We start from the raw sequence: 16,279 nt of genomic DNA, 5'->3' as shown, positions 1-16,279 counted from the left end.
TTTTAACCCACTGAGAAAAGCGTCTCTCAGTGGGTTTCTTTTTTTAGAATATATATAGAGAGATGAAAATCTCTAATGAAGCAACTAGGGCAATCACAAAACAGTGAATGTTGATAGCAACAAAAACTTTCAATAATGTCTTTTTCCAACTTTGTTTATAGAATTTCCTGAACATTAGAGTAGATATAATCATCCAATAAATAAGTAATGGAGTGATTAAAACGTTGATACTAGCAAAATGAATTTGACCTAAAATTATACACAAAGTGAAAATGAATAAGGCAAAGGCATGCAAGTGTATTGAGAATATAAAATGTTGTATATACCTGTTCTGAACTTTCTTTTTTCTCACATACAGAACTTTAAGATATAGAGCGAAAATAGGTACTAACAACATGATAGCTATTGATATATTGCTCAGAACGGTTTGAAGAAATAACACGGCATTATCTTCATAGATGTATTTAGCTTGCTTAATTAATTTTACCTTATACCAATCATGTACATGTAGCGTATCTTGAATAAAAGATTCTTCTAAAGTTTCCCTTTCCCGAATAGCATCAAAAATCAAATTGAGCTCCTTTGTGAGTTGGTCACTCAATGAATCATTATCTACATTGACATTAATATACTCTTTAGCGTATTCCGTAGAATCTATATCATAATAATCCTTGTATGAGTCGTTAGTTTCTGTTTTAAACTGCTCCTTAACCGTATCACCTGTTTTAGCTAATAACTCTTTAAAGTCGATTTTGAAACCATGCTTATCAATAAGTAGGTTGTTAAAAGTGAAAATAAAGAGTAACGAACAAAACAAATACAACCTTAATGGAAGAACATAAGTAACCCTTTTACCACTTAAAAATTCTTTTGAGAGGTAAGACGGATTAGTAAGAAATGGAAGAATGGTGTGTTTAATTCTTGAGTCATAACCAAACGCCTCTTCAAGAAAATCTTCTAAAAGAATGCGAAAGTTGATGTTGTAGTTTTTAGTATTCTGACCACATTTATGACAAAATTGATCATCCTCATTTATTGGAGTATTACAGTTTTTGCAGTTTAGCATAAAATAGTAGTTATTCTTTGAATAGAGTGAATTGGAAGAATAACAATATTAGCTATAATTTTTCAGATAGAGGTAGAGTTATTGTAAACTTTGTGCCTTTATTTACCTCAGATTCTAAATCTACTTTCCCATTGAGAGTCATCAGAGTTTCTTTAACAATGTAAAGCCCTAAACCAGTGCCTTGGTTATTATCTGTTGCTCTATAGAACATATCAAAAATTGATTCTTGATCTGTTTTTTTGATGCCAACTCCATTATCCTGAATCACTACAGTTCCAATATTGTCCTTTGAAGTGAATTTAAGGCGGACATAGGACTCTTCTTGGTATACATTGGCATACTTAATACTATTTGATATTAAGTTCGATAGAATCAATTTTAGACGGTATTCATCAGAGTACCATTCAAAGTCTTCATTTACCCATTGAATATCAACTTTATTGAAGTTGGGTAAAAATTGTAATGCATTGACAACTTCAGACATTAATTTATTCAGATTGATTTTATTACTGTTTAAAGCAATATTTTGAATCTTTAATGTATCAATGATTTTTGAAATAAAATGTTCAAGCGTATGAAGGCTTTTACTAATTAATTCAAGGTAATTTTTTTGTTCCTTCTTGTTTTCATTTTCACTAATGAGTTCAAGTAAGCCTAAAGCAGAAACAACAGGTGATTTTAGGTCATGAGAAGCACTATACATAAACCTGTTAATTTCCTCATTAACTCTATGTAATTCTTTGTTCTTCTGATTCAGTTTTACCTTTTCTTTTTTGATTTTCTTGAGTTCTTTTGAATCAGAAATATCTACATGATAGCCGATTAACTTCTGTGGTTGTCCCTCATCAGTCCATGAAATGATCTGCCCTTTACAATATACCCAGATAGTTTTATCATTTTTTCCTTTCCATCTAGCGATATTATGAAAACTACTTTTTCCTTTAGTAGCTACATGTTGTTCAAAGGACCTCATCAGTTCTTCAAGGTCATCAGGATGTATCATTTCTTTCCAAGCTGATTGAATATTTGGAAATTCATGATGTTCAAAGCCAAGCATTTTAGTATAAGAAGGAGTAAGGAACTCTGTATTAGTAGCAAAATCCCATTCCCAATATCCTTGAGCACTTTGATCAAATAGAGATTTAAAGTTATTGGTGTTGTCTTGGGCTTGTGATAGTTCTTCGTACTTTTCCTTCCATAACAATTCTCTCTGATAAGTAGTGTTCAATTCCTCTATAAGTTCGTCTTTGCTTAACCCTCTAATATCTTTCTTATTGATAGTATTCTCCAAAGTAGTTATAGGTCATAATTATTAAGAAATAAACAGTATGCTTTTAATTTAATAAAAAAAGAAAAGCCCTCTAAGTAAATAAAGGGCTTTTCTTCTTTAGATGTATGATTTTAAGGATTATAGACGTCTATAAAGCTTCTTAATATCTTCTTTAGTCCATTTTTCTTTCCAATCAAGGCCAATTGCATGATTCCACATGTGAGGAAGATTGTAAGCTACCTCAGCCATTGCATCAATTGTTTCTTCAGACCACTCTTTAGAAAGTCCTTGAGGAAGATCAATATTGTGCTTTTCAATCATCGATTTGAATTCGTTGACTGCATCGCCATAGAATTCTTCTAAATGATAGAAAGCTAAACAGTTAGCATATCCATGTCTAGTACCTAAGATCTTAGATAAACCATATGATAAAGCATGGCAAGCACCTACTTCAGAATACGTTAAACTTAAGCCACCAAATAATGAGGCAATCATAAGTTTTTCGTCGTTTTCTAAGTTCTGGCCTGCATTATCGCCTAAGTAAATTTCTCTACAAAGTGATAAAGCTTGGTCACCATAAGCTTTAGAGTAAGCATTAAAGTATAGACCACTCTCTGCTTCAATACAGTGAATGTAGCAGTCCATACCAGTGTAGAACCATTGGTTACGTTCTACAGTTGATAATAATTCAGGATCTAATACAGCTTGGTTAAATACTGTCCAATCACATTTTAAACCTAATTTCTTAACAGGTCCAGTTAATACTGCAGTCATTGAACATTCAGCACCTGTACCAGCTACTGTAGGTACACCCATATGGTAAACACCAGCTTTCTTCACAAGGTTAAGACCTTGATATAACTGTGAAGAACCTTCGTTTGTTACCATTAATGATAATGCTTTAGCGATATCCATAATAGAACCACCACCAATACCAATGATACCTGCAGGAATACCTTTTTCTGCTAAGATTTTATCACGAAGGTTGTCAACTTGATCAGTAGTTGGCTCATATTGATCGATATCTTCGAAGAATACTAAATCCTCAGCATGAGCTGGAATACGATCAGCTAATTCTTTACCTTCGAAATATTTATCAACGATAAATACCATGAATTTATCGTTTTCAACACGTTTAGGAGCTAAGATGTCATCAATTTGATTGAAAGACCCTTTACCGTAAACGATTTTGTCTATGTTTTTGAAGTTCTTATGCATAGTCTTAGTTATTAACAGCCACAACAGAGTTTAATGATGCAATTAATTTATCAGCAAATGCATGGATTTCTTCCTCTGTCCATGTAGCTCTAATACCAATTGATAATAATCTACCAATGATATTTTGAGATTTTGGTAACTCAAGGTTATTCCAGTCTTGACGGTGCTCATAATCATGAATAGCCAATTTATATGGAGAATTCAATGATTTTAAGTGGTCCCATTGATTAATGAAGTGGTACATGTTAGTATACCAATAAGCGACACCAACACCATCTTTACCACACTGATCAGCCGCAGCTTTGGCTAATTCAGGAGTTTCCATAAAGAAGTTTAAGAAAGTTGCTGAATCACCTTCTTCGTCTGGTAGACAACGGAAAGTAATGAAAGGCACTTCTTTTAATCTATCTTTAAGAATAGCTTTATTCTTTTTGTTTTGCTCACGGATCATTTCCAATTTACGCATCTGAGCAACAGCTACAGCAGCATTCAACTCACCTAAACGGTAGTTGAAACCTAAAATTGGATGTGGTTCCATACCTCTGTTATCGCCAACGTGAGAGTGGCCATGATCAGAGAATTGAGCCATAATTTCATATTTTTCAGTGTCGTTTGTGAAACAAACACCACCTTCACCAGCTGTAGTAATTTTGAAGAAATCAAAAGATACAGCACCAGCATCACCAAACAAACCTACGTGTTTTCCTTTGTAGAAAGCACCTAAGGCTTGACCTGCATCTTCTAATAATTTAATGTTATGCTTATCACAAACCGCTCTGATACCATCAAGGTCGGCTGCAGCACCACACATATGAATTAATAAAACAGCTTTTGTTCTTGGTGTAATTGCAGCTTCGATAGATGCAGCACTTAAGTTAAGTGTTTCATCAACTTCTGCAAAAACAGGAATACCACCTGCGAATAAAACGGCTTCGATAGGAGCAATGAAAGTAAAAGGAGTACAAATCACCTCATCATTGTGACCGATTCCAGCAGCAGCCATCATACAAGCTACGGCAGCAGAACCACTAGAAACAGCGTGAGCATGTTTTGCACCAGTATAGTTTTGGAATAACTCTTCAAATTCTCTTGCTTTCCAATGACCATTTCTTTGGTCATCATGATTGTATCTAAAAAGCATACCGGACTCTAACACGTCCATTACTTCTTTTCTTTCTTCAGCACCAAAATATTCCGTTCCTGGCATAATTATCTATAATTAATTTTGAATATACTTTGTCAGTTAATTTTGTGTCGCAAATGTACAAAATTATAATGAGTAAATGTTTTTATAAATACATTTCTCAATCAAACACCCGCTTAATAACAATTGAAGAGCGGTTTTTGTCAATTATTCATTGATAATATTTCTTTATAACAAAAAAAGGAGCCCTAAGGCTCCTAGTATTTTTATGATTAGTGATTCAAAAGTTATTTAACTCTTAACTTTTGTCCAACTTTTATCTCGTTGTTACTCATGTTGTTGAGTGATTTTATTTGCGACACATTGACACCATACTTTCTTGAGATGGAATATAATGTATCACCTGAACCAACTACATGAAACTCTTCAATCTGTTGAGGAGAAGCAGAAGCACTCTCTTCAACAATAGCACTTTCGGGAGCAGTTAATTTTAATACCTGACCAGCGTTTAAGGCACCATTTGAAGGAAGGTTATTCCATTCAATTAAGTCTTTATGATATACCCCATATTGTCTAGAGATAGCAAAAAGAGTTTCACCCTGTTGTACTGTATGTGTTGTTGCGTTTGCTGTTGAAGAAGTACTTGCAACTGCAGGTGCCGTAACTGCCGCTTGTTGAGTTACTGTTGCAGGAACTGACTCTTTTTTCGGCTCTGCTTTAACTTGTGCAGGTTGGTTGTATATATCATTTGCTGGCTTTGTGGAGGCATAAGCAACAGGCTCAGCAACAGTATTTGACTGAGTTTGTCGTTGAGGAATCTGTAATAACATTGGAAGACGGTGATAGTCTCCTTGATTCTTCAATACAGCATTATGCTGAATAATCTCCTCTGTAGTTACATCATATTGAGCAGCGATTGATTCTAATGTTTCCCCTTTTTGCACTGGATGTTGAAGAGTATGCGTTGAATAATTTCCAGTACTGTTAATAGAAGGATTAGAAGCTACAGAATTAACTGTATTTGATGCATTTGGGTTTGAAACATAAATTTCATCCCCTGGGTGTAATTCTTTGTTATTGTTCCAAGCCATAAGATCTGTTGCTGCTACACCATGCTTTCTAGCAATGGCATAATAGAACTCGCCTTTTCCTACAGTATATTTCTCAGGAGCAGTTGGCATGGCTTCAGCAGGAGCATCATTGGCAACTGCTAGAATTGTAGTGGTTGCTGCTACAGTAGCTGCTGTATTTGCAGCTGCTGGAGAAGCTTCACCAACGGTAATCGTTTTACCTCTTGCATTTATTTGCGAATTAGGAGCAATATCATAAGCAGCATTGTCAATAGCTGGTTGCTCAGTAATTTCTTCAATAACTGCCGTTTCTTCAGCTACTGGGACTGATACAGCTGCTGCGGTAGTGGCTACACTTGAGCCTTCTTTTCCGACAATTAAAACTTGTCCTTCTTCTAAAGAAAGATTGTCGCCAATGTTATTCCATTCTTTTAGTTCTAACATAGTGACATCATACATATGTGAGATAGTGAAAAGACTTTCTCCATCTTGTACAGTATGTGTTTTAGAAGAAGGGTCTACAGCGTTAGCAGTAGAATCAGCTGGAATTGAAATGACAGCAACACCAGTGGTAATGGCAGCAGCAGAATCAATTTGTGCTAATTCTTCTTCAACAACAGGTTCTTCTGCTGGTGGAAGGTCAATTACTTTAGGAGGAACAGATTTCGGTCTAGTTTTTTGTAAGAATAAAACTCTACCTCTAGCCAAAGGCTCATCAGATTTCATGCGGTTTTTCTTAGCAAGTTTAGATAACTTGATACCATACCTTTGTGAAACCTCCCATAAGTTCTTTTCTTCATCAACTGTATGATTAGCTACAGTTGCTTTACCTTTTTTAGCTTTTAAATAATATACATGCCCTTCTTGAAGATCATCATAGGCATCCATATCATTGTATTTGTATATTTTCTTTACATCTATTCCTAATGCTGTTGCGATAAGCATTAAGTTTTGATTTGGCCCAGCGATAAATGCAGGGATAGCGTTTGCATCAACTAATGTAATTTCTTCACCATTAACTTTTTTAGTATGAACGTTAGTGATGATAGGGTAAGGATTGTCAGTTTGGTGAGGCTGTTGAACAACCATAACATCCTTATTTGGGTTTGAAAGTTTTAATTCAGAACTATTGAAAGAACTAAACAGTGTACCAGCGCTTAAGAGTAGACTTATGGAATATATTTTTTTCATAATAGGCTAAAATCGACCTTGAAAATATGAGAGATGTACAATAAAACTGAGCTCTCACAAAAATAAATTAGTGATTATGCCACTAAATTACAATTTTTGGGCCATTAAAATACCATCTCGTAATGGTAAAATGAAACTTTGTACTCTTTTATCAGAAGTTACTTTTTTATTGAAGTCTTTTATGGCTATCGTCATTTTATCTTTTGCTTCAGGATTAACGACTTTACCTTTCCATAAAACATTGTCAATCAGAATGAAACCTCCCTTTCTTATTTTGGGAAGGCATGCTTCATAGTAAGCATCATTATTCATCTTGTCGGCATCAATAAATACGATGTCGAAAATATCATCTAATTCATCGATAATGTTAAGCGCCTTACCAATGTGTAGTTTGATGACATGATCCAAATTTGCTTTAGTGATATATTCAGAGATGATCTTTTCTTTCTCGTCATCTACTTCGATAGTATGAAGTGTTCCGTTTTCTTGCATTCCTTGAGCAAGTGCTATTGCCGCATAACCTGTAAAAGTACCAATTTCAAGAACTTTAGAAGCGTTCATGCTTTTTGCTAGCATAGTAAGAAATAACCCCTGAGGGTGTCCCGAAACCATGTGAGGCATATTTTCCTGAAGGTGTGTATCTCGATCTAATTCTTTTAGAATAGGGTGTTCTTCAGTAGCTACTTCCTCAATATATTTATCAATCTCTGGATTGGTAATATGCATCATGATTTAATCAATAAAAGGATTTTTATCTTGTTTTTCTTCACTGCTGAATACTCGGATAGCGACCACATCAGCTTCTGCTGTTTTTACATCACCTGACCAGGACTCACATTTCATGACTACTTTTTTACCTTTTCTTTCAGTAACAGTAGCGATGAGTTTAATAGGAATATTGATAGGGGTAGGCTTTAAAAACTTTACGTTTAATGTTCCAGTAGCATAACGATAATGAGGGGCAGTGTCTAATGCTCTACCTTCTTCTCTATACGCATCAGCCATGGCTGTACCCATACAGTGACAATCAATAATTGTAGATAAAATACCACCGCTGAGTAAGTTGGCCCAACCGTGGTATTTCTCTTCTGCATTCCAAATACAAATGGCTTCTTCTCCTTCCCAGTAACTTTTAATATGAAGACCATCATCGTTCTTCATTCCGCAGCCAAAACAAACGTTGCCATGCATATGGTCTTGAAAATAGGGAGAAAGCATAAGTTTATTTGAATTTTCTTAATTGAGTAATCAAAGCTCTCATATCTTTTGGATAATCAGCTTCTATTTTAATTTCAGTACCGTCAACATCCTTGAAAGTAAGCGATCTTGCATGAAGGGCAACCCTAGACATTAATGGTTGTTCTTCAGTTCCGCCTTTCAAGTTGAATTTTCTTCCTTTAATCTCAGATAAGTAAGGAGACTTACCTCCATAAACTTCGTCAGAAATAATAGGAGAGCCCAAATAAGCCATATGAATACGTATTTGGTGCATTCTACCTGTTAATGGCTTACATGCTACTAAAGAGTGAAACTTATATATTTCTTCAGTCTTGACTAAAGTTTGAGAGGGTTTACCTTCAATGTCAATTCTAACGTTTCCTCTTCCTGAAACTAAAATGTTGCGATCAACCATTAAACCATCGAAGTTTTCTACCCCATCAACAACAGCATGATATACCTTTTCAACCTGACGTTTCTCAAATTGGATGGCTAGGTTTCTATAAGCTTCTGGGTTTTTAGCAATAGCCATTACTCCAGAAGTTTCTTTATCCAATCTATGACATAATTGAGTATCACCTGCATATTTCTTTGCTTCCTGATATACCGTTGGTAAGGTCTTATCACGATCTTCTAAAGATGAAATATAAGGTGGTTTATTAACTAGAATGTAATTGTCGTTTTCAAAAATGATCCACTTTTTAAAGTTCGGAATCTTCATATTCTTCTTCTTTCACTAATGTTAAATCAAATGAGAATGTAGAACCTTCCTCTGGTACACTTTCTAGCTGAATTACAGCGTCATGTCTTTCGAGAATGTGTTTGCAAATGGCTAGTCCTAAACCAGAACCGCCCTGCTTCTTAGTTCTACTTTTCTCAACACGGTAAAACCTTTCGAAGATTCTATTTTGATCTTCATGAGGAATACCCATGCCATTATCTTTTACTGCAATAGTAACAGTATCTTCATGAACATCCAAAATTACTTTAACCCATCCATTTTTGTGATTATACTTAATACCATTAACAACTAAATTAATAACTACCTGTTTTAATCGGTTATAATCGGCATTTATGTAAATAGGGTCATCAGATGGAGCCTCTAAACTGACAGTTATATTTTTCTTTTCTGCTTTTTGTTCAATCTGCTCTAAAACATCAACAATCATAATTTGTAGATCAAACTCTTCAAATTCCATGTTGATTTCTCCAGCTTCTATTTTGGATACTGTTAATAGGTCTTCTACTAAAATATTTAAAGCATTTAAAGACTTTGCAGCTTTCTTTAGGAAACGGTCTCTCACACTTTTGTCATCAACGGCGCCATCTAATAGTGTTAGAATAAATCCTTGAGTGGCAAAAATTGGTGTTTTTAACTCGTGAGAAATGTTTGCAAGGAATTCTTTTCTGTATTGCTCCATTTGTTTTAACTGAGCAATCTCGTCTTCCTTCATTTTAGCATAGTTCTTAATCTGAGACTTAATGCCAACAATTGGATTTTTCTCTTTTTTCGAAAGTTCAGGGTGAACATCTTTAGCCGTTTGATTACTTCTTAGCTCATGAATTTGTCTATGAATATTACCAATTTCTTTGAAAAAGATAAACTCTAAAACAAAGTATGTGAGAAGGAAAGTAGAAGAAAACGAGATCATTAAGCCTACTAATGTTCCTGTTTTTGAGACATCAGGAATAATAGAAAGGAAAGCTGCTGTAACACCTCCAACACACAATGCAAGTAGCAATGAAACTGACTTTGCGTTAAAAAACATATGTATAAAATGTTGTTAGAAAGAAAAACCTCATTAACCATTATGGAAATGAGGTTCGTAAATATCGTCAAAAGCTAATTAAGCTTCAAATTTATATCCTACACCTTTTACAGTTTTGATATAGCCATCACCGATTTTTTCTCTTACTCTTCGGATATGTACATCAACTGTTCTGGCTAAGACATAAACATCAGCACCCCAAATATTTCTCAACAGATCATCTCTATTGAAAACTTTATTTGGACTTTCTGCTAGGAAATAAAGAAGTTCAAACTCTTTCTTCGGAAGTGTCTTCGCTTCTCCATCCACATATAGTGTATAGCTTGATTTATCAATTGAAAATTTACCAATATTGATAATATCTTTTTTGGTAGATGATGATTTGCTCTTACGTTTAAAGATAGAACCAATACGCTTCATTAATGCTCTTGGCTTAACAGGCTTAACGATATAATCGTCTGCACCTACATCAAAAGCAGCAACTTCTGAGTATTCTTCAGCTCTTGCTGTTAGGAAAATAATATGTGCTTCAGAAAGCTCAGGATTTTCTTTTATCTGGCGACAAGCTTCTACACCATCCATAACAGGCATCATAATGTCCAGAATAATTAATTCTGGATGGAAATCTTTAGCAATATCTACTGCCTGTTTTCCATCATTTGCTGTTTTTACATTATAGCCTTCTTTTTGGAGGTTATAACTAAGGATCTCTACAATATCTGGCTCGTCGTCTACTACGAGAATTTTACGATCTGCTTCTGTAGCCATTTTGCTGTTAACTTAATTGAAATATTTATGATTACAATTTACACCAATTTATAGATATGATATTACTCTTCAAAGAAATATTAGTATCTGTAATGATATACTTGCAATGAGTTTACAATTAATTAATCTATCTTATTAAATGTTTTGAAATTATAAACTTTCTTGACTTCTGTACAGCGATTGAAGGATTGTACTATCTACAGAAACCTGATGTTTTTGATGTAAAGACTCTAACCAAGTTTTTTCCAAATGTTCTTGATAATCGGCAATGACACTACCTTTAGCCTCTTCAAATAACTTAGGACCTTTTGGTAGGAATTCATTTACGATACAAATGATATATCTTTCTTGATCCTCGAAAATATATCTACCTTCTTTCATCTGAATATGATTGGCAAAAGGAAGTGTTGCTTTAGTATATACACCTTCTTCGAAATTGACAGATAAATTACTTAGCTGATTCTTGGTGTGAACATAATTTGACAAGTCTTTAGAGTAGAAGGAAACTTTTACATGTTGTTTCTTTCCTTCTGTAAACTTGATGTTAAATTGACTCGGGTCTACTTTAGAATCTAACAGATTCTTTGTCATCTTTTCTTTTCTATTGTTTCTTAACTTAGTGCCACTTTTTGGAGGCATTTGTATCTCAATAGAAGCAATAAGGTTATTGTCACTGACTAAGGCATCACTTATTGTCTGTAAATCTTTTAGTGTGCTTTTGTATAGATATGAACTGCCGTCTTTGAAATATAAAGATTGAATCTCAGTAGGGTAAACCATATAACGACCAGAATCTAGCATAAATAGAGTTTCATCTTGAAGTTCTTTGCTGCCAGTATTATAAACACTCATCGAAACTCGATCTTCCCACTGGTACTTATTAATGTTATTATTAAAGTATGCTTTTAATCCTTCTTTATCAGTTGAAGCCTTATTCCATACACAGTCTTCCATTACTCTGAATAGTAACAAACCATCTTCATATTCTTTAGCTAAATGCTTGTATTCAGGATATTTTGAAGGAAGCAATTCTTTTTCGGTAGCGATTAATGTTTCATCAACAAACTTCTCATAATAGTTGTTGGTAACTTCAAGAAGACTGTCGTTTTTTGTCTTCTTTTGATTATCAATGATGTAGTTGTAGAAATCATTGGCAATGACCTTTTTTGAGGTCAGAGTGAATAATACTTTCTTTTGATCTTTTGTAGAAAGCTCCGTTGGAATTGTCCATTTACCTTCTAATAAAGTGGTGTCTATTAGAGAAAAAGCATGTTCTTTATTTTCATCATTCTCAATAAAAGAATTATCCGTTTTTAGTTTATTGATAAACTGCGCTCTACTTGTTGATGATCTGCTGTCTTTTTTCACTTTACGAACTAAACTCGGATACATTTGTTCATATGGTAAAACAGGCTCTTTTTTATATAGCCTAATAATATGCCAACCAAAATCTGTTTGAACAGGTGCAGAGATATCTCCAATTTTGTCTAACTCATTTACACCTTTCATGAATGAAGGGGGGAAGCGAACTTCACTAACCGGTGGTAAAATACCTTTGTTATTAGATGATCTTTTATCGTCAGAAAAATTGAGACATAAAATATCCCAATCTCCACCATTTTGTAAGCTATCATAAATGGCCTTAGCTTTTAATTTACTTTCTTCTTGTTGCTGTTTCGGTTCTCTAGATGAACTTTTGATCATAATATGTTGCACTTGTAAAGTACCGAAACGAGGTCTTTTTTCTTTAACCAACAATAAGTGGTAACCAAAACGAGTGCGAATTGGACCTGCAATATCTCCTGGAGTAGTTGTAAATGCAGCTTCCTCAAAAGGATAAACCATTTGTAGAGAAGTGAAAAAACCTAAATCTCCTTTGTTTTGTTTTGCAGAAGGGTCTTCCGAATATTGAAAAGCTAACTTTCCAAAGTCTTCACCCTGATTAACTTTCTCAAGAAGTTCTAATGTTCTATTGTAAGCTTTTAAAGTATCTTCAGGAGTAGCATTATCTTTGACTTTGATTAAAATATGTGCTGCACTTACTTCTTCTTTTTGACGTTCATAAGCCTGTTTTACAAGGCTATCATTAAATACAGATTCAGTAAGGTAAGGTTCTTCCAATTGTGTCATATACATATTGTATTCGTTTTGGAAGGCCTTTAGAGAATCATAGCCTAAAGCATGTGCTTCAGCAACTTTTAATTTGAAATTGATAAACAGATCAAGATACTCGTCTACATTTTCTTTTTGATAAAAAGCACTATCATTATTGTAGTTTTTCTCATATAAATAAACGAAGTTTTCTTTCGAAATAGGCTCATTATCGATTGATAATAGAGTTTCTTCTTTTTCTATTTTTTGTGAACCACTCATTGGCATTGTACATGAGAATGCTAAGGAAATGGCTGTTAAGCTGATCAGTTGTCGTTTAATATATTTAAAAAGCATGTCTGTCTAAAAAATATTCAAAAAAATAATGCTCGAACAATAAATATGAGTCATTCAAATAAAAAAACAAAAAAAAGACCGATTATCTAAATATAATCGGTCTTTCAAGAGTGAAATTTTATTCTTTCAAGGTTTCTGGTTCTTCATCTTCCCTTTCAGATTCCTGAATCTGTTCTAGGTTTTTAGAACGTTTTCTACGCTCTTTACGAGTCGCCTTAGGTCCTTGTTCAATTTCTTTTTCAGCTTGTTCCTTAGTGATCTTACCAGCAGCAGCTTCAGCTTCAATCTTAGCTCTTTCTTTTTCCCAAGATGCTTTCTTCTGCATGTGCTTCTTTAGATCCTTATCTACACTGCTCTTTAGTTTAGTTGCATCAGTGTAGGCACTGGATTCTGAATATCTTTCTCCAAACTTTTTATAAGTTTCAAGCGATGCTTCATAGCGTTCTTGTTGCTTATTAAAAATCGACATCTTACCTAACTCGTACTCTGCCTCCATTTTTTTATACATGGCTTCAGGTTTGAAATCTGAATCAGGATAATCCTTCATGAAGTTTTCATAAGCAATTGCTGCAGCTTTGTAATATCTTAAATGAGAATACTGTTTTGAGATTTCGAACGCTTTAAGTTCTAATCTTGCTCGTAACTCATTAATTAAATCATCACATTGTTGAGCATATTGACTAGTAGGGTATCTGTTGATGAAGTTTTGAAGTTCTTCAATCGCTTTGTCAGTACCAGACTGGTCAAGATTGTAATCAGGAGTATCTTTATATAAAGAATATCCGTTCATAAATAATGCTTCTTCGGCAAAAGGTGAACGGTTATATGTTTCAAAGAAACTTTTGAAATGGTGTGAAGCAATAAGGTATTGCTTTTGTTCAAATTGACTGTAGGCATAATAGAACTGAATTTTTTCGTATTCAGCTGCACCTACAAATGCTCCCATAATGTCTTCGAAAAGAACTGAAGCTTTGTAATAGTCTTTATTATCGTAATAATTAAGAGCGGCATCATATTTCTCATTGATGTCACGGCTCTTAGATATTCTAGAAAACTTACTACAAGAAAAGGAGAAAGTGCCTAAAATTGCACAAATAAATATAATTCTCTTACTCAACATAACTGCAAATCTAGATTTGAGGAACCGGATAAAAAAAAGTTTTATGATTGATTACTGTTAAAAGTTGATAATAATCTAACAGTAAGCAATTTAAATTTAGCGGAGATTCCTCATTTTTTGCTTCGTCAATAAAATTCTCACAAATATAATAGGATAAAAATACGCTCTAATAAGAAAGACCCCCATTTTTTAGAAAAGGAGGTCTTTGATTGATTTTTTTTTGAACTAATTCAAGTTAGTTGAATTTAATGCTTCCATACGAGGACTTTACACTTACGTTTTTACCCGTATTTTTCTTCAAATGATAACCAGAAAACTCCGATGAAGTATTTTTTTCGATCTGAGTTGTGATGGTGAGTCCATCTATATTAGACTTAAAGCTTCCGTATCTTGTATTGGCATCAAAATTAAAAGGAGCATCATCTTCGAAGGCGATTTTTATTGATCCATAAGATGAAGAAGCGCTAATGTCAGTAAATTCCTTTGTAACACCTTCTACTTTTAGAGTACCATAATCTATATCATAAGATAAGGCATCTTTTAGCTGCCCAATAGATAGGGTAGAGTAATCAGATTCGCCTACGATAGTACCTGCAGTTCCAATTTGGATATTACCATACTTATCATCGATTTCAACATCGTTCGCTTGTCCAATTTGTAAACTTCCTAAATAACGAGTTCTGATTGAACCTTTCTCAATAAAATCGATTTCACCACTTCCGTAAGAGATTTCAATGTGATTATTCTGACTACTTAAATCTTTTGCTGTCAGATTTCCATAGGCCACCTTTAGATGCGAATCTCCTTTTAAATCATCTGTGATAATTCCGCCGTACTTATTGTATAATTCAGTTCTAATGTCTGAAGGAGCCACAACATTATAAGTAATCTTAAATCCTTTCTTACTGTTGTTATTACTAGAAGAAGGTGTAATTGTACTTAAGTTAATATGTCCATCTGAAGAGTTGTCTTCAATACTGATAGACTCTAATGTGGATTGTGCCTTATTTGCAGATGTATTCCATGCCTCCATGGTAACTTTTACATCCACTTGGGAAATACCATCTCTAGTTTCAATGACTACATTTCCGAAAGCATTGCTAATTTCTAATAATGTATTACTATTAACGTTGCTATAACTTCTTTCGAATGTTTTTGATACTAAATTAGGGTGTTGAGCACCAGCGACCTGATGCACCACCATTAAAAAGATCAGATTAAATATTATATTTCTTAACGTCTTCATGATTTTCTTCTTTCTTATTGTGATCAATAATGATCTCCATTTGTTTATTCAGCAATTCAATCTGTAACTCAAGAACAATGACCATTTGCTTTCTGATGAGTTCGGGTTGTTGAGATGAATCGAGCTCTTTTTTCAACCCTTTGTAATTGCGTTGTAATCCTTTTAACTGATTATTGAAATCATTTAGAAGTTTAATGTCTTCAAAATTTAACTGTTTGATCTGCAGTTGTTTTGTTTGTATTACATTCATGTAGTACCCTTCTGCAGTATTCCACTCTTTGTCAGCTTTCGAAGCTTTTACTACATTTTCAGAGCCAGTTTGAAACTTACCAAACCAACCAATTCCTACACCAATGATAATTGCTGCAGCCAATGAAGTAATCCACTGATAATTGATTTTGAACTTTACCTCTTTTGCTGAAGATGTATTATTTTCTTCTTTCTGAGTGTCTTTATCTAGATCATTTGATATTTTATCCCATAAATTGTTTGACGGAGTATATTTATCAAATTCTGTATTTCCTTTTATATTCTCTAGTGATAACTCTTGATCACTTAATTCTTTTTCGATTCTATCCCACACATCACTTGAGGGAGAATGATGATCTAATGATGACTTATTTACAATAATATCACCTTCAAATTGATCATTGAGTAAAGATCTAAACCTTTCATTACATTTATCTGAAGGAGATAAAATGTCTAATGAGGATTTATTTTCTATGATATATCTTTCTAATTTATCCATAAG

At 33.9% G+C, this 16,279-nt stretch carries 14 protein-coding genes; all 14 read right to left on the bottom strand.

The genetic code is table 11. The features are described from left to right. Positions 1-43: 43 nt before the first annotated feature. Complete coding sequence (locus tag HGP29_RS05500) at positions 44-1,066, bottom strand: DUF3667 domain-containing protein (RefSeq protein ID WP_168881373.1); 1,023 nt, start codon at positions 1,064-1,066, stop codon at positions 44-46. A gap of 52 nt (positions 1,067-1,118) precedes the next feature. After that, positions 1,119-2,357: a sensor histidine kinase gene (locus HGP29_RS05495; RefSeq protein ID WP_168881372.1), complete on the bottom strand. Its 1,239-nt coding sequence runs from the start codon at positions 2,355-2,357 to the stop codon at positions 1,119-1,121. Positions 2,358-2,474: 117 nt separating this feature from the next. Continuing rightward, the gene (locus HGP29_RS05490; protein ID WP_211093208.1) at positions 2,475-3,554 is read right to left on the bottom strand and encodes an iron-containing alcohol dehydrogenase family protein; all 1,080 of its coding nucleotides are present in this window, start codon (positions 3,552-3,554) and stop codon (positions 2,475-2,477) included. A 4-nt stretch (positions 3,555-3,558) separates the two neighbouring features. Beyond that, positions 3,559-4,761, bottom strand: a complete 1,203-nt coding sequence (locus tag HGP29_RS05485) for a DegT/DnrJ/EryC1/StrS family aminotransferase (RefSeq protein ID WP_168881371.1) — start codon at positions 4,759-4,761, stop codon at positions 3,559-3,561. Between the two features lie 224 nt (positions 4,762-4,985). Continuing rightward, positions 4,986-6,959 carry a LysM peptidoglycan-binding domain-containing protein gene (locus tag HGP29_RS05480; protein ID WP_168881370.1) on the bottom strand — a complete coding sequence of 658 codons (1,974 nt, stop codon included), beginning with the start codon at positions 6,957-6,959 and terminating at the stop codon, positions 4,986-4,988. An 87-nt stretch (positions 6,960-7,046) separates the two neighbouring features. Next, positions 7,047-7,688: an O-methyltransferase gene (locus tag HGP29_RS05475; protein WP_168881369.1), complete on the bottom strand. Its 642-nt coding sequence runs from the start codon at positions 7,686-7,688 to the stop codon at positions 7,047-7,049. Between the two features lie 3 nt (positions 7,689-7,691). After that, the gene (locus HGP29_RS05470) at positions 7,692-8,177 is read right to left on the bottom strand and encodes a PaaI family thioesterase (protein ID WP_168881368.1); all 486 of its coding nucleotides are present in this window, start codon (positions 8,175-8,177) and stop codon (positions 7,692-7,694) included. Positions 8,178-8,181: 4 nt separating this feature from the next. Next, positions 8,182-8,898 (bottom strand): RluA family pseudouridine synthase, encoded by a 717-nt coding sequence (locus HGP29_RS05465; protein ID WP_168881367.1) that lies wholly within the window; start codon positions 8,896-8,898, stop codon positions 8,182-8,184. Further along, positions 8,879-9,946: a sensor histidine kinase gene (locus tag HGP29_RS05460; RefSeq protein WP_168881366.1), complete on the bottom strand. Its 1,068-nt coding sequence runs from the start codon at positions 9,944-9,946 to the stop codon at positions 8,879-8,881. The genes HGP29_RS05465 and HGP29_RS05460 overlap by 20 nt, the downstream gene beginning before the upstream one ends. A 78-nt stretch (positions 9,947-10,024) precedes the next feature. Continuing rightward, entirely contained in the window at positions 10,025-10,714 is a 690-nt protein-coding gene (locus HGP29_RS05455) for a response regulator transcription factor (RefSeq protein ID WP_168881365.1), read from the bottom strand. 150 nt (positions 10,715-10,864) lie between these two features. Then, a complete protein-coding gene (locus tag HGP29_RS05450) occupies positions 10,865-13,162 on the bottom strand; it encodes a peptidylprolyl isomerase (protein ID WP_168881364.1) in 2,298 nt (765 codons plus the stop codon). 118 nt (positions 13,163-13,280) lie between these two features. Next, on the bottom strand, positions 13,281-14,282 hold the full coding sequence (locus HGP29_RS05445; protein WP_168881363.1) for an outer membrane protein assembly factor BamD: 1,002 nt from the start codon (positions 14,280-14,282) through the stop codon (positions 13,281-13,283). A 235-nt stretch (positions 14,283-14,517) separates the two neighbouring features. Continuing rightward, positions 14,518-15,528 carry a DUF4097 family beta strand repeat-containing protein gene (locus HGP29_RS05440; RefSeq protein WP_168881362.1) on the bottom strand — a complete coding sequence of 337 codons (1,011 nt, stop codon included), beginning with the start codon at positions 15,526-15,528 and terminating at the stop codon, positions 14,518-14,520. Beyond that, positions 15,500-16,276: a hypothetical protein gene (locus tag HGP29_RS05435; protein ID WP_168881361.1), complete on the bottom strand. Its 777-nt coding sequence runs from the start codon at positions 16,274-16,276 to the stop codon at positions 15,500-15,502. Before HGP29_RS05435 ends, HGP29_RS05440 begins: the two co-directional genes overlap by 29 nt. Positions 16,277-16,279 lie beyond the last annotated feature (3 nt).

It is taken from the genome of Flammeovirga agarivorans, from assembly GCF_012641475.1.
Taxonomy (GTDB): domain Bacteria; phylum Bacteroidota; class Bacteroidia; order Cytophagales; family Flammeovirgaceae; genus Flammeovirga; species Flammeovirga agarivorans.
Note: the sequence above shows the minus strand (reverse complement) of the source record. Positions and strands in the feature narration are given on the sequence as shown.